The organism is Streptomyces canus, from assembly GCF_041435015.1.
GTDB classification, from domain to species: domain Bacteria; phylum Actinomycetota; class Actinomycetes; order Streptomycetales; family Streptomycetaceae; genus Streptomyces; species Streptomyces canus_G.
The window spans coordinates 4,865,222-4,888,900 of record NZ_CP107989.1 but is presented as its reverse complement, the minus strand read 5'-3'; the positions used below and the strand labels follow the sequence as shown (position 1 = coordinate 4,888,900).

General features: G+C 69.7%; 21 protein-coding genes. 10 read left to right on the top strand and 11 right to left on the bottom strand.

The window, feature by feature from the left end:
• Positions 1-35 precede the first annotated feature (35 nt).
• Both dnaJ and OG841_RS22135 read left to right on the top strand, forming a co-directional pair.
• Positions 36-1,217, top strand: a complete 1,182-nt coding sequence (gene dnaJ / locus OG841_RS22140) for a molecular chaperone DnaJ (RefSeq protein WP_328639919.1) — start codon at positions 36-38, stop codon at positions 1,215-1,217.
• 5 nt (positions 1,218-1,222) lie between these two features.
• Positions 1,223-1,669, top strand: a complete 447-nt coding sequence (locus tag OG841_RS22135; protein ID WP_328639920.1) for a heat shock protein transcriptional repressor HspR — start codon at positions 1,223-1,225, stop codon at positions 1,667-1,669.
• A 71-nt stretch (positions 1,670-1,740) separates the two neighbouring features.
• On the opposite strand, the gene OG841_RS22130 is transcribed toward OG841_RS22135, so the two are convergent.
• Entirely contained in the window at positions 1,741-4,125 is a 2,385-nt protein-coding gene (locus OG841_RS22130) for a PA14 domain-containing protein (RefSeq protein ID WP_371566637.1), read from the bottom strand.
• A gap of 240 nt (positions 4,126-4,365) precedes the next feature.
• On the opposite strand from OG841_RS22130, the gene OG841_RS22125 reads away from it, so the two are divergent.
• On the top strand, positions 4,366-5,469 hold the full coding sequence (locus tag OG841_RS22125; RefSeq protein ID WP_328639922.1) for a sugar ABC transporter substrate-binding protein: 1,104 nt from the start codon (positions 4,366-4,368) through the stop codon (positions 5,467-5,469).
• Positions 5,470-5,512: 43 nt separating this feature from the next.
• Here the strand turns inward: OG841_RS22125 and OG841_RS22120 are convergent, their stop codons facing one another.
• From OG841_RS22120 to OG841_RS22110, 3 genes are read right to left on the bottom strand one after another with little or no spacing between them, the layout of a single operon-like run.
• Positions 5,513-6,370 carry a transglutaminase family protein gene (locus OG841_RS22120; protein ID WP_328639923.1) on the bottom strand — a complete coding sequence of 286 codons (858 nt, stop codon included), beginning with the start codon at positions 6,368-6,370 and terminating at the stop codon, positions 5,513-5,515.
• A 2-nt stretch (positions 6,371-6,372) separates the two neighbouring features.
• A complete protein-coding gene (locus OG841_RS22115; protein WP_059209019.1) occupies positions 6,373-7,305 on the bottom strand; it encodes an alpha-E domain-containing protein in 933 nt (310 codons plus the stop codon).
• A complete protein-coding gene (locus OG841_RS22110; protein WP_306978575.1) occupies positions 7,302-8,843 on the bottom strand; it encodes a circularly permuted type 2 ATP-grasp protein in 1,542 nt (513 codons plus the stop codon). Before OG841_RS22110 ends, OG841_RS22115 begins: the two co-directional genes overlap by 4 nt.
• 307 nt (positions 8,844-9,150) lie before the next feature.
• Here OG841_RS22110 and OG841_RS22105 point away from each other — a divergent pair, with 307 nt between their 5' ends.
• The gene (locus OG841_RS22105; protein WP_280863479.1) at positions 9,151-10,179 is read left to right on the top strand and encodes a helix-turn-helix transcriptional regulator; all 1,029 of its coding nucleotides are present in this window, start codon (positions 9,151-9,153) and stop codon (positions 10,177-10,179) included.
• Here OG841_RS22105 and OG841_RS22100 read toward each other — a convergent pair.
• Genes OG841_RS22100 through OG841_RS22090 form a run of 3 tightly spaced genes read right to left on the bottom strand, consistent with a single transcriptional unit; the run spans position 10,142 to position 13,154 of the window.
• Positions 10,142-11,134 carry a helix-turn-helix transcriptional regulator gene (locus OG841_RS22100; RefSeq protein WP_371566634.1) on the bottom strand — a complete coding sequence of 331 codons (993 nt, stop codon included), beginning with the start codon at positions 11,132-11,134 and terminating at the stop codon, positions 10,142-10,144. The two genes, OG841_RS22105 and OG841_RS22100, sit on opposite strands and share 38 nt — an antisense overlap.
• A complete protein-coding gene (locus tag OG841_RS22095) occupies positions 11,131-12,120 on the bottom strand; it encodes a helix-turn-helix transcriptional regulator (protein ID WP_328639925.1) in 990 nt (329 codons plus the stop codon). The genes OG841_RS22100 and OG841_RS22095 overlap by 4 nt, the downstream gene beginning before the upstream one ends.
• Complete coding sequence (locus OG841_RS22090) at positions 12,117-13,154, bottom strand: helix-turn-helix transcriptional regulator (protein WP_328639926.1); 1,038 nt, start codon at positions 13,152-13,154, stop codon at positions 12,117-12,119. The genes OG841_RS22095 and OG841_RS22090 overlap by 4 nt, the downstream gene beginning before the upstream one ends.
• Positions 13,155-13,451: 297 nt before the next feature.
• On the opposite strand from OG841_RS22090, the gene OG841_RS22085 reads away from it, so the two are divergent.
• Positions 13,452-13,787 carry a hypothetical protein gene (locus tag OG841_RS22085; RefSeq protein WP_028809089.1) on the top strand — a complete coding sequence of 112 codons (336 nt, stop codon included), beginning with the start codon at positions 13,452-13,454 and terminating at the stop codon, positions 13,785-13,787.
• Between the two features lie 128 nt (positions 13,788-13,915).
• Here OG841_RS22085 and OG841_RS22080 read toward each other — a convergent pair whose 3' ends face one another.
• Entirely contained in the window at positions 13,916-14,329 is a 414-nt protein-coding gene (locus OG841_RS22080) for a pyridoxamine 5'-phosphate oxidase family protein (RefSeq protein WP_057614690.1), read from the bottom strand.
• A 129-nt stretch (positions 14,330-14,458) separates the two neighbouring features.
• Between OG841_RS22080 and clpB the strand changes: the two genes are divergently transcribed.
• Positions 14,459-17,068 carry an ATP-dependent chaperone ClpB gene (clpB, locus tag OG841_RS22075; RefSeq protein ID WP_328639927.1) on the top strand — a complete coding sequence of 870 codons (2,610 nt, stop codon included), beginning with the start codon at positions 14,459-14,461 and terminating at the stop codon, positions 17,066-17,068.
• A gap of 36 nt (positions 17,069-17,104) precedes the next feature.
• Here clpB and OG841_RS22070 read toward each other — a convergent pair whose 3' ends face one another.
• Positions 17,105-17,593: a hypothetical protein gene (locus OG841_RS22070; RefSeq protein ID WP_328639928.1), complete on the bottom strand. Its 489-nt coding sequence runs from the start codon at positions 17,591-17,593 to the stop codon at positions 17,105-17,107.
• Positions 17,594-17,733: 140 nt separating this feature from the next.
• On the opposite strand from OG841_RS22070, the gene OG841_RS22065 reads away from it, so the two are divergent.
• The gene (locus tag OG841_RS22065; RefSeq protein ID WP_328639929.1) at positions 17,734-18,258 is read left to right on the top strand and encodes a YbjN domain-containing protein; all 525 of its coding nucleotides are present in this window, start codon (positions 17,734-17,736) and stop codon (positions 18,256-18,258) included.
• Positions 18,259-18,499: 241 nt separating this feature from the next.
• On the opposite strand, the gene OG841_RS22060 is transcribed toward OG841_RS22065, so the two are convergent.
• The gene (locus tag OG841_RS22060) at positions 18,500-18,691 is read right to left on the bottom strand and encodes a hypothetical protein (protein WP_371566628.1); all 192 of its coding nucleotides are present in this window, start codon (positions 18,689-18,691) and stop codon (positions 18,500-18,502) included.
• Positions 18,692-19,165: 474 nt separating this feature from the next.
• Between OG841_RS22060 and OG841_RS22055 the strand changes: the two genes are divergently transcribed.
• A complete protein-coding gene (locus OG841_RS22055; RefSeq protein WP_371566626.1) occupies positions 19,166-21,796 on the top strand; it encodes a valine--tRNA ligase in 2,631 nt (876 codons plus the stop codon).
• Between the two features lie 104 nt (positions 21,797-21,900).
• Here the strand turns inward: OG841_RS22055 and OG841_RS22050 are convergent, their stop codons facing one another.
• Positions 21,901-22,407, bottom strand: coding sequence for an ATP-binding protein (locus tag OG841_RS22050; protein WP_371566624.1), 507 nt, complete (start codon positions 22,405-22,407; stop codon positions 21,901-21,903).
• A 179-nt stretch (positions 22,408-22,586) separates the two neighbouring features.
• On the opposite strand from OG841_RS22050, the gene OG841_RS22045 reads away from it, so the two are divergent.
• Positions 22,587-23,504, top strand: a complete 918-nt coding sequence (locus tag OG841_RS22045; RefSeq protein WP_328643598.1) for a helix-turn-helix domain-containing protein — start codon at positions 22,587-22,589, stop codon at positions 23,502-23,504.
• Positions 23,458-23,598, top strand: a complete 141-nt coding sequence (locus tag OG841_RS22040; protein WP_371566622.1) for a DUF397 domain-containing protein — start codon at positions 23,458-23,460, stop codon at positions 23,596-23,598. The genes OG841_RS22045 and OG841_RS22040 overlap by 47 nt, the downstream gene beginning before the upstream one ends.
• Positions 23,599-23,679: the final 81 nt, after the last annotated feature.

The window sequence follows — 23,679 nt, the reverse complement described above, 5'->3', positions numbered from 1 at the left end:
AACCATCGGGACACCGGAAAGGGGGCGCGTCGAGGATGAGCACCAAGGACTTCATCGAGAAGGACTACTACAAGGTCCTCGGCGTCCCCAAGGACGCCACCGAGGCCGAGATCAAGAAGGCGTACCGGAAGCTCGCCCGCGAGTTCCACCCGGACGCCAACAAGGGCAACACCAAGGCCGAGGAGCGCTTCAAGGAGATCTCCGAGGCGAACGACATCCTCGGTGACCCCAAGAAGCGCAAGGAGTACGACGAGGCCCGCGCCCTGTTCGGCAACGGCGGCTTCCGCCCGGGGCCGGGCGGCGCGGGCGGCTCCTTCAACTTCGACCTGGGCGACCTCTTCGGAGGCGGCGCCCAGGGCGGGGGCCAGGGAGCCGGCGGCTTCGGCGGCGGACTCGGAGACGTCTTCGGGGGCCTGTTCAACCGGGGCAGCTCCGGAACTACGCGCGTCCAGCCCAGGCGCGGCCAGGACATCGACACCGAGGTCACCCTCAGCTTCACCGAGGCGATCGAGGGCGCGACGGTCCCGCTCAGGATGTCCTCGCAGGCCCCCTGCAAGGCCTGCTCGGGCACCGGCGACGCCAACGGCAACCCGCGCGTGTGTCCGACGTGCGTGGGCACCGGCCAGGTGGCGAGGGGCTCCGGCGGAGGGTTCTCCCTCACGGACCCCTGCCCGGACTGCAAGGGCCGCGGCCTGATCGCGGAGAACCCCTGCGAGATCTGCAAGGGCTCCGGGCGGGCGAAGTCCTCCCGCACCATGCAGGTCCGCATCCCGGCCGGGGTGTCGGACAGCCAGCGGATCCGGCTGCGCGGAAAGGGGGCGCCCGGTGAACGCGGCGGCCCCGCGGGCGACTTGTACGTCACCGTGCACGTCGACACGCACCCCGTTTTCGGCCGCAAGGGCGACAACCTCACGGTGACGGTCCCGGTGACCTTCTCGGAGGCGGCGCTCGGCGGCGAGGTCAGGGTGCCGACGCTGGGCGGCCCCGCCGTCACGCTGAAACTGCCCCCGGGCACGCCCAACGGCCGCACCATGCGGGCGCGGGGCAAGGGCGCGGTCCGCAAGGACGGCACCCGGGGCGATCTGCTGGTCACCGTCGAGGTGAGTGTCCCGACCGAGCTGTCGGGGAAGGCTCGTGACGCGCTCGAGGCGTATCGCGAGGCGACCGTGGGTGAGGATCCACGGGCGGAGCTGTTCCAGGCCGCGAAGGGAGCTTGATCGAGATGGACGGCCGTCGACGCAACCCGTATGAACTGACCGAGGAGACCCCGGTCTACGTCATCTCGGTGGCGGCCCAGCTCTCCGGCCTGCACCCGCAGACACTGCGCCAGTACGACCGTCTGGGCCTGGTGTCCCCGGACCGCACCCCGGGCCGGGGCCGGCGCTACTCGGCCCGCGACATCGAACTGCTGCGCACCGTCCAGCAGTTGTCGCAGGACGAGGGCATCAACCTCGCCGGTATCAAGCGCATCATCGAACTGGAGAACCAGGTCGCCGCGCTCCAGTCGAGGGTGGCCGAACTCCAGGCCGCCGTCGAGGGGGCCGCGGTGGCCATGCAGCAGCGCGAGGCGGCGGTGCACGCGTCGTACCGCCGTGACCTGGTGCCCTACCAGGAGGTCCAGCAGACCAGCGCGCTGGTGGTGTGGCGGCCCAAGCGGGCCAAGGACTAGGCACAGCCACGGAGAAGGGGCCCGGAGATCTCTCCGGGCCCCTTCTCATGCGCGGGTTCGCGACCGTGGGCTCAGTACCAGTACTCCCACATGCCGTACGCCGCCGACCGGGCCACGGTCTCGGCGCCCGCGGAGTCCAGGAGGACGACGCGGTAGTAGTACAGGGCCAGCAGGTCCTCGTGGACGGTCTTGTCCATGAAGGAGTGGGCGTCGCCCGTCGCCCCCTCGGTCAGCGTGACGTAGGCGCTCGTCGCCGGGTCCCAGCGCTCCACGCGGTAGCCCGTGAACCGGGCGCAGTCCCCGAGGCCGGAGCTCTCGGAGCAGCCGAGGTACAGGTCCGGGTAGCTGTCCTCGACGATCTCGGTGCCGGTCCAGCCGGGCGGCCGGGTGTCGGGCAGGGTCACGGAGACGTCGGCCGTGTGGAAGAAGTCCGGCCCCTCGTCCCAGAGGGCGTCGACGGCGGCCACCCGGTAGACGTGGGTCGCGCCGTCCGCGACGGTCGGGCAGAGGATCTCGGTCTCGGCAAGGGACTCCCCCCTCCAGCAGTTCCGCTTCCAGACCGTCTCGCCGGACTCCGGGTCGGTGACGCCCTGCCACACGTAGTACGTGAAGACGTCGTCGTCGGCGGGCGGGGTCCAGGTCAGGCGTACACCGAGCGGGACCTGCTCGGCGGTCAGGTTCTGCACCGGGTCCGGACGCTTGGTGTCCGGGGTGGTCTCGGTGGCCGCCGGACCGGGCTGTGAGGTGTGTCCGTACGGGTCGACGGTGACGACCCGGTACTCGTACGTCGTCTCGGAGGCTCCGGAGACGTCCTGGCAGGTGCCGCGCAGGACCTGGCGCCCGGCGTAGGAGGGAGCGTCGTCGCCCGCCCACCACCAGTCCACCGACGGATCCGCGCCGTCCGGCCCGCACTTGTCCACGACGACGGTCTCACCGGTCGCGGGGTCGGTCCGCTCGATTCGGTACGTGAGCAGCGGGGCGCTGTCATGGGTCCACGGGTCGGCACTGGCCCAGGAGACGTACACGCCCGCGCCGGAGCGGGTCGCGGTGGTCTCGTACGGCGCGATCGCCTCCGGGCGGTCGGCCATCGCGAGGGTGACCTCCGTCGGCGAGGAGGCGTTGCCCTTCGTGTCCTGGGCGCGTACCGCGTACCGGTAGGAGTCGGCGACGGCGAGGAGCCGGCGCGGTACGACGTCGGTCTCCGTGGTGGTGCCGGCCGCACCGGGCAGCGCGTCGAGCCAGCCGCCGGTCGTCGGGTCGTACTGGAGTACCTCGTACCTCGCGGCCCCGTCGACGGCCGACCACACCACGTGCGGCACGCCCGACCGGTACTCGACCCGGAAGTCCGCGGCGGTCGCCGGCGGGGTCATGTCGAAGGTGGTGAACGGGGTCGCCGCCGAGTACACGGACCAGTTCCCGGCGGCGTCCCGGGCCCGGCCCCGATAGGTGACCTTGCTGCCGTCGGCGGGCTGCCCCGTGTCGCAGGTCGCCCCCTTGGCGCCCGAGTACACGGTGGACCAGGTGGTCGTGGCCGGGTCGAGCCGCTGGAGCTCGTACCAGGCGATGTCGGCCCGGTTCTCCGCAGTGGTGACGAGTTCGGGAGCCGCGTAGGGCTGGTCGTCGGGGCACGCGTCCATCTCCAGGAACGGCGCCGCGGGCGGAGTCGTGTCCACGGTGGTGACGGGCTGGTCGGCGGTGCCGCCCGAGGCGTTGCCGGCCTTGTCGTAGGCGCGGACCTCGTAGTAATACGTGGCGCCGGTGGGCGGCGGGGTGTCCGTGTACGAGGTGCCGGTCGTCGTGGTGAGCGGCTTGGTGCCGAAGGGGGTGCCCTTCAGGCGCCGGTAGAGCCGGTAGCCGGCGAGGTCCATCTCCTTGTTCTTCGCCCAGGTGACCTTGGCCTTGACGGTGGCCTTGTCGTACGAGGCGGACGTGCCCGTGGGGACCAGCGGCTTGACCTTGTCGACGTCGGCGGAGGTGCGGGGCGCGTAGGTGACCTTGACCTTGGCGGCGCCGGTCCAGTTGGCGTAGTCGATCCGCAGGGTGTGCGTGCCGGACGGGATCGTCACGTCGGCGGTCTTGTTGACCGTGGTGGAGACGTTCTTCCAGAGGTCGATCCTGCGGACGCCATCGACGTACACGCGGATGCCGTCCAGGCCGGTGGCGCCGAGCGCGAAGGGCCCGCCGGAGCCGAAGTCGCGGGTCAGGGTCCAGCGGACGCCGAAGTTGTCCTTCGGCAGGCCGGAGACGGGGGCGCCGCTCCAGCTCTGGTCGATCGCGCTGTCGCAGTCCGTCTTCTTCGGGGTGCCGGACAGGCTCGTGTTCGCGTAGAACTGCCGCTTGAACACGGGCGACGCGCACGCCACGGCCGCCGAGGCGGGGGCCGCCGTCAGGGTGACGAGGGTGCCGGCGGTGGCGAGGACGACGGCGGAGGCGGTCGTCCGTCTGGCTGACTTCATTCGGTCCTCTGGTCGAACGGGGAACAGCAGTTGTGCGGCTGCTGTGATCACGACTCGCCAGGTGTGAAGTTGGTTGTACTAGTGTTCGCGCCAAGTCTTCACACCATTGGCGGAGAGTGGCGTTGCGCACTCGTTAAGTGATTCCGCTTGACGTCGATGGGCGGCCCCGCGTTGGCTTTTCAGTCACATGGGCCGCAATGCCGCGCCCGCGTCCGGAAAGCACCAGAAGTGAGCAACCCCATGCGTCGTATCGCCATAGCCGTGGCCGCGTCCACGATGACCCTCTCGCTGGCCGCCTGCGGGGCGCTCGGCGCCGCGAGCGGGAGCGAGGCGAGCCCGACCAAGGGTGACGACATCACCGTGGGTGTGCTGATGCCGGAGAAGACGAACACCCGCTACGAGGAGTTCGACTACCCGATCATCCAGCGGAAGGTCGCCGAACTCACGGACAAAAAGGGCAAGACCCTCTACGCCAACGGCGAGGCGGACGCCAAGAAGCAGGCCACCCAGATGCAGCAGATGATCGACGAGAAGGTCGACGTCATCCTGCTGGACGCCGTGGACTCGCACGCCATCGCGGGCATGGTGACGAAGGCCAAGGACGCGGGCATTCCGGTCATCGCCTACGACCGTCTCGCCGAGGGCCCGATCGACGCGTACGTCTCCTTCGACAACGAACTCGTCGGCGAGGTGCAGGGCCGCTCCCTCATCGAGGCGCTCGGCTCGGGCATCGACACGTCCGACAAGATCGTCATGATCAACGGCTCGCCCTCCGACCCGAACGCCGGACAGTTCAAGGCGGGCGCGATGTCCGAGCTCAACGGCAAGGTGACGATCGCCGAGACCTACGACGTCGACGGCTGGAAGCCGGAAACCGCCCAGAAGAACATGGCCGAGGCGATCAGCGCGATCGGCAAGGGCAACATCAAGGCCGTCTACTCCGCCAACGACGCCATGGCCGGCGCCGCCATCCAGGCGATGGAGGACGCGGGCATGACGAAGATCCCGCCGATCACCGGCCAGGACGCGGAGCTGGCCGCGGTGCAGCGGATCGTCTCGGGCGAGCAGTACATGAGCGTCTACAAGCCGTACCCGGGTGAGGCCGAGGCCGCCGCAGAGATGGCCGTCATGAAGGTCCAGGGCAAGGGCATCCAGTTCGACGCCCTCGCCACGGACAGCGTCGACAGCCCCACGAACAAGAACATCCCGGCCCAGCTCGTCCAGGTCGTCGCCCTGACGAAGGACAACATCAAGAGCACGGTCGTCAAGGACGGCATCTACACGATCAAGGACATCTGCACCGCGCAGTTCAAGAGCGACTGCGCGGCGGCGGGCCTGAAGTAGCCGTGCCGGGGCGGAGGGAACCCCCCTCCGCCCGCCCGCCCGCTCACGCCACCCGCGTGAACTCCACCGTGACCTCCGGCGATCCGCCGGGCACGCCCCGGTAGATGCCCTTGTGGGGCGTCACGTCGTCGTAGTCGCGCCCCCGTGCCACCACCACGTGGGACTCGTCGGCGCGGACGCGGTTGGTGGGGTCGTAGCCGCACCAGTCGCCCGCCCAGTACTCGATCCAGGCGTGGCTCTCCCCGGCGACCGGCCGGTGGAGTTCGGCGTCGCGTTCCGGGTGGAGGTAGCCGGAGACATAGCGGGCCGGGAGGCCGGCGCCCCGCAGCAGGGCGACGGTGAGATGGGTGATGTCCTGGCAGACGCCGGCGCCCTGCTCCCAGGCCTCCGCGGGGGAGGTGTTCACGCTGGTCGCGCCGGGGAGGTACGACACCCGGTCGGCGACCAGCGCCGACACCGCGACCGCCGTCTCGTGCGGGTCGAGGCCGGCCGCCGCCTTCCGGGCCTTCTTGATCAGCTTGGGCGGGACCGTCGTACGGCCCGTGGGGCTCGCGAACTCCAACAGGCGGGACCCCGCGATGCGTTCGGCCACCTCGTCCCAGGTGGGCGGGGCCGGCAGCGGCTCCGGCCGGGACGTCTCGACCAGGCTGGAGGCCGTGATGGTGAGATGGCCGTGCGGGTCCATCAGGTCGAAGCCGGTGACCTGGGTGCCCCAGTAGTCCCAGTACGACCAGGTGGGCGTGGTCGGGTTGACGGTGACCCGGGCGTCCAGGGTGGTCTGGGCGGGCAGGGTCAGCGGGGTCATGCGGACCTCGTTGTGGGACGAGGCCACGGGCTGGGCGTACGAGACCTTCGTGGTGTGCTTGATCCGGAGGCGGCGGGACGCGGGGGTGGCGGTCATGCTCACGCTCCTTCCTGGGCCCACTCGACGGGCCCCTGGTACGGGAAGAACCGCTCCGCCACCGCCTCCGCGGAGGCCATGCAGGCGGTTTGCAGATCCCTGAGCAGCAAAGGGAGTTGCTCCTCCAGGGCGTGCAGGTCGAGGTACTCGAGACGGGTGCGCATCCGGCCGATGGGGCGGCGCGCGGGGTCCTGGCGGGGCCGGCCGAGCGCGGTCAGACACTCCTCGGCCGTCGTCAGCGCGTGCAGCGCGGAGCGCGGGAAGTCGCGGTCCAGGAGCAGGAACTCGGCGACGCGCGGGGTGTCGCCGAAACCGCCGTACACGCGCGCGTACGCCTCGTCGGCGCCCGAGGCGCTCAGCAGGGTCGGCCAGTCGGGCGCGTGGGCCGCGTCCAGGACCCGGACCGACAGCAGCCGTACGGTCATGTCCACCCGCTCCAGGCTGCGGCCCAGCACGACGAAGCGCCAGCTGTCGTCGCGGCTCATGGTGGAGTCGGCGAGCCCGAAGAACAGCGCCGCGCGCCGCCGTACGAGTTCCAGATAGGCGTAGGGGCCCGTACGGCGGGCCGCGAGCCGCTGGTCGGCCAGCGCGTGCCAGGTGGAGTTCAGGCACTCCCACATCTCCGAGGAGACGGCCTCACGGGCGCTGCGGGCGTTCAGCCGGGCCGCGCCGAGGGCGCCCTCGATGGAGCAGGTCGAGCGGGCGTCGAAGGCGAGCTGGTCGAGGACCTGCTGCATGTCGACCCGGGTGCCGCCCGCGTCGACGCCGAGGATCGCGTACAGCGACCGGCAGGCCACGTCCTCGTCGCGCCACGGGTCCTCCAGCAGCCGGTGGAGGTAGGCGTCGAGAATGCGGCCGGTGTTGTCCGCCCGCTCGACGTAACGGCCGGTCCAGGTCAGTGCCTCGGCTATCCGGGAGAGGATCACGTCGTTCACTGCTGGGCCCCTTCCTGTACGACGGTGGGGTTGCCGTCGGGACCGTGCTGACGTGGGGCGATGTCCAGGAGGGCGGTCCCGTTCGCGGGCGTGGGCGGCTCCGCGGGGCCCTCGGCGAGCACCCAGGTGTCCTTGGAGCCGCCGCCCTGGCTGGAGTTGACGATCAGGTTGCCCTCCTGGAGGGCGACCCGGGTCAGGCCGCCGGGCAGGACCCAGATGTCGTTGCCGTCGTTGACGGCGAAGGGCCGCAGGTCGATGTGGCGGGGCGCCATGCGCTCGCCCGCGAGGGTGGGGGAGGTGGACAGGGCGACGGGGCGCTGGGCGATGAAACCGCGGGGGTCCTTGCGGACGGCCTCGCGGGTCCTCTCCAGGGTTTCGCGGTCGGCCTTCGGCCCGATGACGATGCCCTGGCCGCCGGCCCCGTCGACGGGCTTCACGACGAGCCGGTCGATCTGGTCGAGGACGGCCTCGAGCTGGCCTGGTTCGTCGGGCCGGAAGGACTCCACATTGGGAAGAATCGGTTCCTCTGAGAGGTAGTAACGGATCAGGTCCGGGACGTAGGTGTAGAGCAGCTTGTCGTCCGCGATGCCGTTGCCGACCGCGTTGGCGAGGGTGACATGGCCCGCCGTGGCCGCGCCGAGGATGCCCGGGCAGCCGATCACCGAGTCGGGGCGGAAGTGGAGCGGATCGAGGAAGTCGTCGTCCAGGCGCCGGTATACGACGTGGACGGGCACTTCTCCGCGGGTCGTGCGCATCCACACCCGGTTGCTCCGGCACACCAGGTCGTGCCCCTCGACCAGCTGCACGCCCATCAGCCGGGCGAGCAGGGCGTGTTCGAAGTAGGCGGCGTTGCTGGGACCGGGGGTCAGGACCACGACCCGGGGGTCCTGGACGCCGTCGGGCGCGGCGGCGCGCAGCGCGGCGAGCAGCTTCTGCGCGTAGCCGTCGACGGGAAGCACATGCTGCTCGGCGAAGAGGGACGGGAAGACGCGGGTCATGGCGCGCCGGTTCTCGATGACGTACGACACGCCGCTGGGAACCCGGACGTTGTCCTCCAGGACCCGGAAGTCCCCCTGTTCGTCCCGGACCAGGTCGATGCCGGCGACATGGATGCGTACGCCGCCCGTGGGCTCGAGCCCGTGTGCGGCGCGGTGGAAGTGCGGGGAGTTCAGCAGCAGCCGCCAGGGCACGACACCGTCCTCGAAGGCACGGGCCGGTCCGTAGGCGTCGGCGAGATAGGCCTCCAGGGCTCTGACTCTCTGGCTCACCCCGCGTTGCACGAGATCCCATTCGAGGGCGTCGAGGATCCTGGGCACGAGGTCCAGCGGCCAGGGCCGCTCCTCGCCCGCGAAGGCGTAGGTCACGCCCCGGTCGGTGAACGCCCGGGCCATCTGATCGGCGCGGAACCTGAGTTCACTCGGTTCGATCGGCTGGAGTGCGGCCAGCACCGGCTCGTAGGCGGTCCTGACCTCACCCGGCCGCTCGAACATCTCGTCCCACGCGTCGGCCAACGCGTATGCGTCAAATATGTCCGCCATGGCCTGACGTTAAGTGCGGCACGTAACGGGATGATCACTGCGTGATTTCCGGGAGTTGACGCGCGGAGCGGGTTGTTCCGCACGGGGACGGTCCTGGCCGGGCGGGGGAGCAGCTTGTTGCAGACGGACCGACGGAGGCCCGGAGGTAACGGCGTATACCGGCTGTTTTTTCCGGCGTCGGGCCGAGGAGCCGTGTTGCGGAGCGGGTCGGGGCCGCGCATAGTTGCGGAGCCTGGGGGCTTCTGCGCCCCGATGAGGAAACAGCACAAGAGGGCGGTAGACGCAGGAACCGGGGGTGGGATGGGCAATGGCCGGGCTCAGGGCGGACGACCATCCACACGGTGCCGACCGGCTGTGCGAGGCCGGCGACCGGGTGTACTCCCGGGCCGTACGGCGCGGTCGCGTGCCGCGCGCCGACGCCGAGCCGGTGCCCTGTCTGCTGGAACTGGCCCTGCTGCACCCGGACCCCGACGACATGGACTGGCTGGTGCCGACGGCACCGCAGGAGGTCATGACGCGGCTGCTGCGTGGCGTCTACGACGAGGTCAGCACGAGCCAGCAGCGGGTGGGGGCGGCGGTCGCGGCGGTGGAGCGGTACGCGGGTCTGGGGCCCAGTGTCGTGCCGGGCGCCGGTGAGGGGACCGCGATCCGGGTTCTCGACGGCCTCTCACGGATCCAGGCCGCGATGGACGAGGCCACCGAGGCGTGCACGACGGAGGTCCTCACGGTCCAGCCCGGCGGCATCCGCCCCGAGCACGAGCTGACGGAGGGCCTGCACCGGGCGCTGGCGCTGCGCGGCCGGGGCGTGCGGATGCGGGACCTGTACACCCATGTGGCCCGGCACGGCCAAGGGCTCCTGAACTACCTGGAGTTGATGGGCGGTTCGGTCCAGGCGCGGACGCTGGACGAGGTCATCGACCGGCTGATCCTCTTCGACCGCACGGTGGCCTTCATCCCCGCGAACGCCGACCGCACCCTCGCCCTGGAGCTGCGGCACCCGGCGCTGGTGGAGTACCTGCTGACGGTCTTCGAGCGCCTGTGGCGCCTGGCGATCCCCCTCACGGCCCCGCTCCCGGACACCGGCATCGAGGGCATCTCCCATCGCGAGCAGTCCATCGCCGCACTGCTGGCCGAGGGCCACCAGGACGCGGTGATCGCCGAACGGCTGGGGATCAGCGTGCGCACCTGCCGGGCCCATATCGCGCGGCTGTCGGAGACGCTCGGGGCGGCCAGTCGTACGCAACTGGGTGTCCGGATAGCGCAGGTGGGCCTGGACGGCCCGACGGCCGTGCCCTCGATCACGCTTCCCGGTCAAGAATCCCGGACCGTCCGATGAGGTAGCCGAGTTGGGCGCGGCTCTCGCTGCCGAGGGTGGCGGCGAGTTTGGCGATGTGGACGCGGGCGGTGCGGATGTTCATGCCGAGGCGGTCGGCAATGACGGCGTCGGTGTGACCCTCGACGAGCAGTCCGGCGATGGCCCGTTGACGGGGTGTGATGCCGTTGAGGCTCGGCCGGTGGACGGTCTGCGGATACATGGGCGTGGCCTGCCACCACAGCCGGTCGAAGGTGGCGGCCAGGAACTCCACCAGCGCGGGGTGCCGGACCTCCAGCGCGACCCTGCCGTCCCTGCCCGCGGGGATGAACGCGACGGTCCGGTCGGCGACGATGAGCCGGTCGGTGACCTCGTCCAGGGAGCGGGCCTCGACGTCGCCGCGGAGCTGCTCGTAGCGGGCGAGGACCAGCGGCATGTGGCGCTGGGTGTGCTGGTACAGGGTGCGGATACGGGCGCCGCGGTCGAGCAGCGCCTGGTCCCGGTCCATCGCCACGACCTGGGCGGCGGCGCCCCGGCTGTCGCTGTAGTGGACGTTGGGCTGCACACACAGGAGTTCGCGCACGGTGCCGGCCATGGCCTTGCTGATGGCCTTGTTGATGGGGCCGGTACCGCTGACGACTCTGATCGCCGGGTTCTCCGCGACCGCCGCACCGGGCCCGTCGATCCGCAGGAGCGGCGCGAACGCCTCGGCGAGCCGTTGCTCCCGCCGCCGCTCGCGCGCCACGCGGTCCGTGGTGGCGCGGAGCATGCGGTGCAGGGCGAGGGCGGGCGGTACGGCTTCCAGCCGGGCGGGGTCGCGATCGTCGGGCCGCAGCAGCCCGGTGTCGAGGAGGCAGGGGACGGACGAGGCGTCCTGACCGTCGATGCCCCCCTCGCGCAGGGCGCGGGCGTAGACCTCGATGCCTTCCGGGCACGGGTCTTCCGGGCCGTGCTCCGGATGGACCGCCGCCGTGCTCACTCGCCCGTGTCCTCCTGGCCGAGAATCCCGGACTGCCCGATGAGGTAGCCGAGTTGGGCGCGGCTCTCGCTGCCGAGGGTGGCGGCGAGTTTGGCGATGTGGACGCGGGCGGTGCGGATGTTCATGCCGAGGCGGTCGGCGATGACGGCGTCGGTGTGGCCCTCGACGAGGAGGGCGGCGATGGCTCGTTGGCGAGGGGTGATGCCGTTGAGGGTGGGCTGCTGGACGGCTCGGGGATACATCGGCGTGGCCAGGCGCCACAGGCGGTCGAAGGCGGTGGCGAGGAACCCGACGATGGCCGGGTGGCGGATCTCCAGGGCCAGGGTGCGCTCCTTGTTGGCGGGGATGAACGCGACCTCGCGCTCGACGACGATCAGGCGCTGGGTGACCTCGTCCAGCGTGCGGGCTTCCACGTCGCCACGGAGGCGCTCGTAGCGGGCCAGGATGCTGGGGGCGTGGCGGAGCGTGTGCTGGTAGAGGACGCGGATACGGCCGCCGCGGTCGAGCAGGGCCTGATCGCGGACCAGGGCCTCGGCATGGATCTCGGCAGGGGAGTGGGTGTGAGTGGTGTGCGGCTGGATGGTGAGCACCTCACCCGACGCGTCCGCCACCGTCCGGTCGATGGCCTGCCCGATGCGGTCGAGACCGCTGAGGACGCTGATCACCGGAGCGCCCGCGGCCGCGGTGTGCGGACCGTCGATCTCCACCAGCGATTCGAACATCGCCGTCAGCCGCTCTTCACGGCGCCGCTCGTCCGCGATGCGGTCCTCGACGCCGCGCAGCAGGCGATGAAGGGCGAATGCCGGGGTGACGGGGCGCAGCCACCGCAGGTCCCCGAGGTCCGGCTGCAGCAGACCGAGGTCGACCAGACACGGCGCCCCGTCCGCTTCCGCGGCCCGTACCCGTCCTTCACGCAGCGCGCGGGTGTACAGGTTCAGGCCCGCCTCGCACAGTTCCTCCGTTCCGTGCGTGTGAGACCCGGTCACGGGCGGTCGTCTCCCCCGGAAGCCGGCTGGTCGGGCTTCAGGATGCCCGACTGCGCTATGAGGAAGCCGAGCTGGGCGCGGCTGCCACTTCCGAGGGCGGTCGCGAGCTTGGCGATGTGGGCACGGCAGGTGCGTACGTTCATGCCCAGCCGGCGGGCTATCGCTTCGTCGACGTGGCCCTCGACGAGGAGCTTGGCGATGGAGTGCTGGATGTCGGTGATCCCGTCGGAAGCGGTCTCGTAGGGAGCGCCGGCGCTCAGCGGTACCGCGCGACTCCACATGAACTCGAAGACCTTGATGAGGTAGCCGACGAGGCCCGGGTGCCGAAGTTCCAGGGCGACCTGGCGGTCGTCACGGACGGGGAGGAAAGCAACGGACTCGTCGCAGATGATGAGCCGTTCCACCAGCTCGTCGATGGTCCGGTACTCCACCTTGCCGTCGGCGAACCGTTCCATGTAGGCGATCCGGGCGGGGCTGTAGCGCGCCGTGTGCTGGTACAGGGTCCGGATCCGGACGCCTCGCTCGGTGAGGGTCCTGTCGCGTTCCAGGCCTTCGATGACCCTGCGCTCGGGGTGGTTGGCGCTGGGCTGGATCGTGAGCATCTCGTTCCGGCACTGCTCCGTGGCCAGGTCGAGAGCCGCGTTTATCCGGTCCAGGCCCTCCAGCACCGTGATCGCGTGCGTCGGTGCCTCTCCCTGCGCGCTGAGGGCCATGAACGGTTCGAACACCTCGGCCAGCTCGATCGACGTCCGGCGGCGTTCCGAGATCTCGCGTTCGATCGGATTGAGACGCTGGGCCAGTGCGACGGAGGGCGGCACGGGGCGCAGCCAGTTCACGTCGTCGGGATCGGGGTGCAGAAGGGCATATTCCATCAGGCAGGGCGCGGGTTCCACCTCCGCGCGCGCGATGCGTCCGGTGCGCAGGGCATGCGCATACAAGCGCTCCCCCTCTGCACATAGTTCAGTAATCGCATGGGGATGTGTCGCGTTGGTCCGATTTGCTGTCAAATCTCCACCCCCCAGGGTCCTGAACATGCAGGAACATGATGCACTGATTGTGTGGCCATGACGTGCCTGAATGAGCCATCGTCTTATCCGACGGGGGAAGAGGGGACCTTCAAGTGAGGACGAAGCCGACTATGAGGAAGAGAATGCTTCGCTCGGTGCTTGTCGCCGCCTTCTCCGCCGTTGTGGCCTTCGGAACACTGAGTGGCCTCTCTGCTGTGAAGGGTGACGCGCAAACCGGGGATGCCGGATCAGTGGCGGTGGCGTCGACTGCGCCTGCCGACGAGAGTGCTCCGCTCTTCCCCGCCGACAGCATCTGGTCTTGACATGACTACTCCACCCGACGACCGCTCCTTCCGCAGGGAAATGGCCACCGCCTACCGCTCCGGCTGGCACTTCATCGACCTCGTCACCGCGATCCCCCACCCCGGTGACTCGTTGATGGTGACCGTCTTCGGCGAACCGGTGGTCGTCACCCGGGACGAGGACGAGGACGTGCGGGCGTACCGGTGTCTGCGGCGGCCTCGGGGGGCGCCGCAGCCCGTTCGGTGTGCCATTCGGTACGGAATGATCTTTGTGAATCTTGACCAACGAGACCATCGGCTGGTGGAACCGGAAACCCCCACCCCGCGGACCATCTCAGCCACCCCCCGCAGTGCCTGACGCGATTCCCCCGTCGTAACAGATCGCGCAGGTGCTTCCCCCCGCAGCGGCGTCACCGTGACCTGAACACGGTGACGCCGCTGCAGTTTTGGGGGACATTTCCGGGTATCGGGTGATCGGCCCGTGGCTCAAAAACGGCCCATCGCGCCCGTCAGTGAAATCTCGATGACCACCCGCAGCGGGTTCGGCGCCGGGGTCCGCTCGTACCGCTCGGCGTAGCGCCGCACCGCCTCCGCGACCCGTTCCGGCTCCGTGCGGACCTGCGCCCGCCCCTCCAGCGTCGCCCACCTCGGCCCCGCCACCTGGCACACCGCCACCGCCGCCCCGCCCTCGCCGGCCGCCAGCACGTGCCGTACCTTCGCGCTCGTCCGGCTCGCGATCACCCGAGCCAGACGGGCCTCGGGGTCGTATGTCACCCCGACGGGCACCACGTGCGGGCTCCCGTCCGGGCGCGGTGTCGTCAGTGTGCACAGATGCCGTTCGCGCCAGAAGCTGAGGAACGACGGGTCCGGGGCACCCGGATCCTGGGTGTAGGAGGTCATGCCGGGACGCTAGTCCCCCCATTCCTCCCGCAGACTGCCTTGAGTGGAATAGACTCAACTTTATGTACGCTGACTGAGTCAGTAACAGGAGTCGGTACAGGAGCTGACACCGAGGAGGAGTACGGACACGTGGATGCCGAGCTGACCAACCGGAGCCGGGACGCGATCAACGCCGCCAGCAACCGGGCCGTGACCGAGGGACACCCGGACCTCACCCCCGCCCACCTGCTCCTCGCTCTGCTCCAGGGGCCAGGCCAGCGGCAGGACAATGCGAACATCGTCGATCTGCTCGCCGCCGTCGACGCCGACCAGGCCGCCGTACGGGCCGGAGCCGAGAAGGTGCTCGGCTCGCTGCCCAGCGTGGCCGGGTCCACCGTCGCGCCGCCGCAGCCCAACCGCGACCTGCTCTCCGTCATCGCCGACGCGCAGGCCCGCGCCAACGACCTCGGTGACGAGTACCTCTCCACCGAACACCTGCTCGTCGGCATCGCCGCCAAGGGCGGACCGGCCGCCGACGTGCTCACCCAGCAGGGGGCCACCCCGAAGAAGCTGGTCGACGCCTTCCAGAAGGCCAGAGGAGGGCGCAGGGTGACCACCGCCGACCCCGAGGGGCAGTACAAGGCCCTGGAGAAGTTCGGGACCGACTTCACCGCCGCCGCGCGGGAGGGCAAGCTCGACCCCGTCATCGGCCGCGACCAGGAGATCCGCCGGGTCGTGCAGGTGCTCAGCCGCCGTACGAAGAACAATCCCGTCCTCATCGGTGAGCCCGGCGTCGGCAAGACCGCCGTCGTCGAGGGGCTCGCCCAGCGGATCGTCAAGGGGGACGTGCCCGAGTCGCTCAAGGACAAGCGGCTCGTCTCGCTCGACCTGAGCGCCATGGTGGCCGGCGCCAAGTACCGCGGTGAGTTCGAGGAGCGGCTGAAGACCGTCCTCGCGGAGATCAAGGACTCCGACGGGCAGATCATCACCTTCATCGACGAGCTGCACACGGTCGTGGGCGCCGGCGCCGGCGGGGACTCCTCCATGGACGCCGGCAACATGCTCAAGCCCATGCTGGCCCGCGGTGAGCTGCGGATGGTGGGTGCGACGACCCTCGACGAGTACCGCGAGCGGATCGAGAAGGACCCCGCCCTGGAGCGGCGCTTCCAGCAGGTGCTGGTGGCCGAGCCGACGGTCGAGGACACCATCGCCATCCTGCGCGGGCTCAAGGGGCGTTACGAGGCCCACCACAAGGTCCAGATCGCCGACAGCGCGCTGGTGGCCGCCGCGGCCCTCTCCGACCGGTACATCACCTCCCGTTTCCTGCCCGACAAGGCCATCGACCTCGTCGACGAGGCGGCCTCACGCCTCCGTATGGAGATCGACTCCTCGCCTCTGGAGATCGACGAACTCCAGCGCGGTGTCGACCGGTTGAAGATGGAGGAGCTCGCCCTGGTCAAGGAGACCGACCCGGCCTCCCGCGAACGCCTGGAGCGGCTGCGCCGCGACCTCGCCGACAAGGAGGAGGAGCTGCGGGGCCTGACCGCCCGCTGGGAGAAGGAGAAGCAGTCCCTCAACCGGGTCGGTGAACTGAAGGAAAAGCTGGACGAGTTGCGCGGCCAGGCCGAACGCGCCCAGCGTGACGGCGACTTCGACACCGCCAGCAAGCTGCTCTACGGCGAGATCCCCACGCTGGAACGGGACTTGGAGGCCGCGTCCGAGGCCGAGGAGGAGGTCTCCAAGGACACCATGGTCAAGGAGGAGGTCGGTGCCGACGACATCGCGGACACCGTCGCCGCCTGGACCGGCATCCCGGCGGGCCGCCTGCTGGAGGGCGAGACGCAGAAACTGCTGCGCATGGAGGAGGAGCTGGGCAAGCGGCTCATCGGCCAGAGCGAGGCCGTGCGGGCCGTGTCCGACGCCGTACGGCGCACCCGGGCCGGGATCTCCGACCCGGACCGGCCGACCGGCTCCTTCCTCTTCCTCGGCCCGACCGGTGTCGGCAAGACCGAACTCGCCAAGGCCCTCGCCGACTTCCTCTTCGACGACGAGCGGGCGATGGTCCGCATCGACATGAGCGAGTACGGCGAGAAGCACACCGTCTCCCGGCTCGTCGGCGCGCCCCCCGGGTACGTCGGCTACGAGGAGGGCGGCCAGCTGACCGAGGCGGTGCGCAGGCGGCCGTACAGCGTGGTGCTCCTCGACGAGGTGGAGAAGGCGCACCCGGAGGTCTTCGACATCCTGCTCCAGGTGCTGGACGACGGGCGTCTGACGGACGGTCAGGGCCGTACGGTCGACTTCCGCAACGCGATCCTGGTGCTGACGTCCAACCTGGGCAGCCAGTTCCTGGTCGACCCGATCACCAGCGAGACGGAGAAGAAGGAACAGGTCCTGGAGGTGGTCCGGGCCTCCTTCAAGCCGGAGTTCCTCAACCGGCTCGACGACCTGGTCGTCTTCTCGGCCCTCACCAAGGACGAGCTCGGCCGGATCGCGCGGCTCCAGATCGACGGGCTCGCCAAGCGCCTCGCCGAGCGCCGGCTCACTCTGGAGGTCACCGACGCGGCCCTGGACTGGCTCGCCGTCGAGGGCCTGGACCCGGCCTACGGCGCCCGCCCGCTGCGCCGCCTCGTCCAGACCGCCATCGGCGACCGCCTCGCCAAGGAGATCCTGTCCGGCGAGGTCAAGGACGGCGACACGGTCCGGGTGGACGCCTTCGGCGACGGCCTGATCGTGGGACCGGCGACCGGCAAGACGCTCTGAGCGCCGTGGTGACGAGGGGGCGCCGCCGCCCCCTCGTCACTGCGTGAACGCCACGAACTGCACCACGGACCAGTTCGGGCTGTCGGAGCTGATCTCCAGCTGTACGGAAGCGCTCTGTCCGGCGACCGGGCCCCGGTTCATGCACGCGTAGGTGTCGGCGCCGTCGCACTGCACGTTCCGCAGCCCCGGCCCGTCCGGGTAGTTCGCCGCCACCCAGGCGCTCACCTCGGCGCGCCGCAGGAGGAAGCGGGCCTCGTACCGGGGGTCCTGCGCGGCCTCCAGCACACAGGCGAGGTCGCGCGCCCCGGTCGGCGGCTTGGCCCCGCCGTAGGCGAACGCCTCGGCGCACGAGACCTTCCGGACGCCCGTGTCGACCGAGTCGTCCGTGAACAGCCAGGCGATCAGCAGCGCGATCAGGGCCGCCACCACCAGGGTCGGCACGGCCAGGATCGCCGTGAACATGCCCCATCTGGTCCTGCCCGGCCGGACCGGTTCCGGCACCGTTTCGGTCTCCGCCTGTGTCATGTGTTCCCCGTTTCCTCGACCTCTGTTTTCTGTGGCTGACCGGATCATGTCAGCCCTGGGAGGACAGGCTCCGTCCGGGCTTGCCACCCCCCTCCCCGGATGGGGGAGGATGGCAGAATCCGTACGAAGGGAAATTCACGGTGACCATCGACCCGTCCTCGATTCCGAACTTCGGGGGCCAGCCCGAGCCGCAGCAAGGACCGGCGGGCCCCGTCGTCCCGGATCAGGATCTTGTGAAGCAGCTCCTCGACCAGATGGAGCTGAAATATGTCGTCGACGACGAGGGTGACCTCGCGGCGCCGTGGGAGCAGTTCCGTACGTATTTCATGTTCCGCGGCGAGGATGACCAGCAGGTCTTCTCGGTGCGGACGTTCTACGACCGGCCCCACCAGATCGACGAGAAGCCCACGCTGCTGGAGTCCATCGACGACTGGAACCGGCGCACCCTGTGGCCCAAGGTCTACAGCCACACCCATGACGACGGCACCGTCCGTCTGATCGGCGAGGCGCAGATGCTCATCGGCACCGGCGTCAGCCTGGAGCACTTCGTCTCCTCGACCGTCAGCTGGGTGCGCGCCGCCATCGAGTTCGACAAGTGGCTCGTCGAACAGCTCGGCCTCGAGGAGGACGTCAACGACGCGGAGAAGCCCGAGGACGACGAGTAGGCGTCCTCCCGCCACCGGGGCGTATCGGCGATCACGACCGGATACGCGCCGCAGGCGAACGACAGCCCGGCCAGGGCACGCGGCCATCACGGCGGCGTGCCGGGGCCGGGCTGTCGCCGTCGCGCCGACGCCGAGGCGAGTGCGGCGGCCGTCCACAGCCTGTGGGTAACTTTTCGGTTTTCTCGAAGCCGCCGCCCCCTCTCGTGCGCAGCCGCCGCGACCGCGTGGCCGTCCACACCCACTATCCGGTCGGCACGGCGTACAACGACGACGGGGCGAATGCGGTCAGCTGGGTGTACGTCGGCGACAGCACGACTGAACGCGGCAGCAGACCCCAGAGGAGGGGCGGGACGGCGGCCACGGCACGTCCGTGCAGGCGTAGGTCCACGGCGTGGATCCCGGCGGCGGCGATCGCGGCCGTGGTCAACGACACCAGCAGGCCTGCCGCGCCCCTGCTCAGCGGGTCAGCCGCGGTGACGACGTGCAGTGTGCGGACGTAACAGTGCTCGGCGATCCCCAGGTACCACCGGGAGTCCCAGGACCGCCCGAGCAGCGTGAGCGGCCGTGACCGGTGGCCCAGGCGGTCGCCGCGAGCACGGCGAGCCGGACGGCGTCGAAGAGCCCGAGGGTCGCCGCCAGGCGGCGCGCTCTTCGGCGCGGGCTTGTGTGACGGCGGACGGCACGAGGGTGCTGGCGTGGATCACATCAGCACCTGGTCCACCCATGATTCGTCGCCGTGCGGCAGAACGGCAGCCCGGAAAGAGGTAAACTCAGAGAGGCCGCACGGGAGCGTTCTTGGTCACACTTGAATCGTATCCGTGCGGCCTTTCGCATGCCTTGCCTCCTGCTGATCTTGAGGCGAAAGGCCAGGCAAGTGCAGGCACGTCGGGCCCATAGAATGGCCGTCGTGACCGACAACTCTCAGCGCCCCGACAGCGGGCCTAACAGCGCCCCCGAACTGCCGACCCAGTACACGCCGGCCGAGGTAGAGGGGACGCTGTACGAGCGCTGGGTAGAGCGCGGTTACTTCGAGGCTGACGCGAAGAGCGACAAGCCCGCGTACACCATCGTCATCCCGCCGCCCAACGTCACCGGCTCCCTGCACCTGGGCCACGCCTTCGAGCACACGCTGATCGATGCCCTCACTCGCCGTAAGCGGATGCAGGGCTACGAGACGCTGTGGCAGCCCGGCATGGACCACGCCGGTATCGCCACCCAGAACGTCGTCGAGCGAGAGCTCGCCAAGGAGGGCAAGTCCCGCCACGACCTGGGCCGCGAGGCGTTCGTGGAGCGGGTCTGGCAGTGGAAGGCCGAGTCCGGTGGGCAGATCGCCGGTCAGATGCGGCGCCTGGGCAACGGCGTCGCGTGGAGCCGTGACCGCTTCACCATGGACGAGGGTCTGTCCCGTGCCGTCCAGACCGTCTTCAAGAAGATGTACGACGACGGCCTGATCTACCGTGCCGAGCGCATCATCAACTGGTGCCCGCGCTGCCTGACGGCGATCTCGGACATCGAGGTCGACTACCAGGACGACGACGGCGAGCTCGTCTCTATCAAGTACGGCGAGGGGGACGACACGGTCGTCGTCGCCACCACGCGTGCGGAGACCATGCTCGGTGACACCGCGGTGGCCGTTCACCCGGACGACGAGCGCTACAAGCACCTCGTCGGCAAGCGCATCAAGCTGCCCCTGACCGGCCGGACGATCCCCGTCGTCGCCGACACGCACGTCGACCCGGAGTTCGGCACCGGTGCCGTCAAGGTCACGCCCGCCCATGATCCCAACGACTTCGCCATCGGCCAGCGGCACGGCCTGGAGTCGCTGACCGTCATGGACGAGCGCGGTGTCATCACGGCCCACGGGCCTTTCGAAGGGCTGGACCGCTTCGAGGCGCGTTCCGCGATCGTCGCCGCGCTGCGCGCCGACGGCCGGATCGTCGCGGAGAAGCGGCCGTACGTCCACTCGGTGGGCCACTGCTCGCGCTGCAAGACGACCCTTGAACCGCGGCTGTCCCTGCAGTGGTGGGTGAAGGTCGAGACGCTCGCCAAGGCCGCGGGAGACGCGGTCCGCGACGGCCGGGTGAACATCCACCCCGCCGACCTGTCGCAGCGCTACTTCGACTGGGTCGACAACCTCAACGACTGGTGCATCTCACGGCAGTTGTGGTGGGGCCACCGCATCCCCGTCTGGCACGGCCCCAACGGCGAAACCGTGTGCGTCGGCCCCGACGAACAGCCGCCGACCGGCGAGGGCTGGGAGCAGGACACCGACGTCCTCGACACCTGGTTCTCGTCCGGCCTGTGGCCCTTCTCGACACTCGGCTGGCCCGAGAAGACCGCGGACCTGGCCAAGTTCTATCCGAACTCGGCCATGGTCACCGGGTACGACCTGATGTTCTTCTGGGTCGCGCGGATGATGATGTTCGGCTTGTACGCGATGGACGGCGAGATCCCCTTCCACACCATCGCGTTCCACGGCATGGTCCGTGACGAGCACGGCAAGAAGATGTCGAAGTCGTTCGGCAACACGGTCAATCCGCTGGACTGGATGGACAAGTACGGCTCCGACGCTCTGCGATTCACACTCGCGCGGGGCGCCAACCCCGGTACCGACGTGCCGATCGGCGAGGACTGGGTCCAGGCGTCCCGGAACTTCGCCAACAAGATCTGGAACGCGACGCGGTTCGCGATGATGAACGGCGCCACGATCGAGGGCGAGCTGCCCCCGGCCGAGCAGCTGTCGGCCACGGACCGCTGGATCCTGTCCCGGCTGAACACCGTCGTCGCCGAGGCGGACGCGTACTACGACGACTACCAGTTCGCGAAGCTCGCCGATGCCCTGTACCACTTCGCGTGGGACGAGGTCTTCGACTGGTACGTCGAGCTGTCCAAGACGACGTTCATGGCCGGCGGCGAGGCGGCCAAGGTCTCGGCACGCGTCCTGGGCGAGGTCCTGGACGTGACGCTGCGCCTGCTGCATCCCATCGTTCCGTTCGTGACGGAGACGCTGTGGACCACGCTCACCGGCCGAGAGTCCGTCGTGATCGCCGACTGGCCGGCGGACAGCGGCTTCCGCGATACCGCGGCCGAGGCGGAAATCGAGAGTCTCCAGCAGGTGATCACCGAGGTTCGCCGCTTCCGCTCGGACCAGGGCCTGCAGCCCGGTCAGAAGGTCCCCGCCCGCCTGGACCTGGCGGGTACGCAGCTCGCTGCCCATGAGGCCGCCATCCGCCAGCTGCTCCGGCTCCAGCCTGAGGGTGACGGCTTCAGCTCCACGGCGACCCTCCCGGTTGCCGGCGCCACGGTCGCGCTCGACCTGTCCGGCACGATCGACGTCGCGGCCGAGCGCAAGCGGCTGGCCAAGGACCTCGCTGCGGCCGAGAAGGAGAAGGCCCAGGCGAAGGCCAAGCTCGGTAATGAGGCGTTCCTGGCGAAGGCCCCGGACAACGTGGTCGAGAAGATCCGTACCCGCCTGACGAAGGCCGAAGGGGACATCGTGCGGCTGCAGGACCAGATCGGTAATCTGCCGCCTGCGTAGTAGCCAGACCAGAGAAGGCAGCCCCGGACACACAGTCCGGGGCTGCCTTCGTGAGGTGGCCTCTCCCTACGGGATTCCCAGGCCCTTGCCTATCGAGGGCCAGTTCAAGCGGCGACAGGAATTTCCGCCCAAACCGTCTTGCCCAGCGGGTGACGTGGCGCCGAACCCCAGCGCACGGCCAGGGCGTCCACCAGGAACAGCCCTCGACCCGACTCACCATCAGGGGCCGACGGAGGCGGGACCGCTGGGGGCCGTTTCGCGGAGGCCGCGTCCGCGACCTCGACGCGAACCAGGCCCGCCGCCGCATCAAGGGCGAGCCGGAGGCCGAAGTCGCGTCCGGGTACGCGGCCGTGCCGCACGGCGTTCGCGGCGAGTTCCGCGACGACGAGGGCGACCGCGCACGATGCGTCCGACGCCGACGGATACCCCCACTCCTCCAGACATCGCACGGCGAGTTGCCGTGCCAGTCGCGCACCCCGAGGCGAGGAGGCGAACTGCGCGACAAGAGGCGGCGGTTCGGTCTGTACGTCGGTGAGGGCAGGCCCCTCCGCCGCGAAGGCCGCGGTACCACGCCCCGGTTCGTCCGCCGGGACGGTCGTTTCTGTCGGCACGGCGTGTTCCGTCCTTGTCCGTCGAGCACGGAGATGTCGCACGATGTGCGCGAGTCGTCACGTTCCGCACTCAAGGTTCGTCCGGCCGCCCTACGCTCAACAGGTGACGCAGCCTTACTTTTCAGTCCGTAAGGAACGGAAGTGACGCTTTGGCCAACGGAATTGACCCCAGCGTGTCGATGGCGGCGCTGTTCGGCGCGCGGGTGCGGAGGCTCCGTGTGGCGGCTGGACTGACCCAGGCCGAACTCGGTGACAAGGTCCACGTGGTGAGCACCCGGATCACTCAGATCGAGCGGGCGTCCGGGGCGAAACCGACACGGGAGCTGGCGCGGGCGCTGGATGTGGCGCTCAGTGCGGATGACCTGCTGGTGGAGCTGTGGCCGTACGTGTACCGGGAGGCGTTTCCGGACTGGTCGCGGAAGTTCATGGAGCACTCGGAGCGGGCCGTGGTCATTCGGCAGTACGCGGCGCATGTGGTGCCGGGTCTGTTGCAGACGGAGGACTACGCGCGGGCGGTTCTCGCTCTGGATGCGATGCTCGACAGCGAAGCGCAGTTGGAGGAGCGCGTCGCAGCCCGTATGGGACGGCAGGAACGACTGAGTTCGCCCGACCGGCCGGAGCTTTTGGTGATCCTGGACGAGGCGGTGTTGAGGCGCCCCATCGGCGGCAATGGCGTGATGCGGCAGCAGCTGGTGCGACTGCTCGATGTGGCAGCGGAACGTCACATCACCGTGCAGGTGCTGTCGTTCGACCAAGGCGGACACGAGGCCATGGGTGGATCGCTGACGATTTTGACCCGTCCAGATGGCTCGGAACTGGCGTACACAGAAGGCTCGGATTACGGCCAACTCATCGAAGAACCAGCCAACGTCAGTCGCTACAAGGTGATTTACGATCGGCTGCGGGCGGCAGCGCTGCCCCCGCTCATGTCGTTCGACATGATCCGGTCCACCATGGAGGGCAACTACCGTGGCGCGAATCTCCCGTCCCGAACCGAACGGCGCCGCCTGGCGCAGGAGCAGCTACAGCAATCAGGCGGGGGGCGACTGCGTGGAGGTGGCCGACAGAATCCAGCAGGCCGTCGTCCCCGTCCGTGACAGCAAGGTCCCGCACGGTCCGGCGCTGTGCTTCGAAGCCGCCGCCTGGGCCGCCTTTATAGGCGAGTTGAAGGCCGGGCGCCACCGTCGCTGAGTCCGCCGGGCTCCGGTCATCGTCCACGCCCGCGGCCCACCGGCCCCCTGTCCGCGAGGGCCCGGCAGGCCACTGACCTCC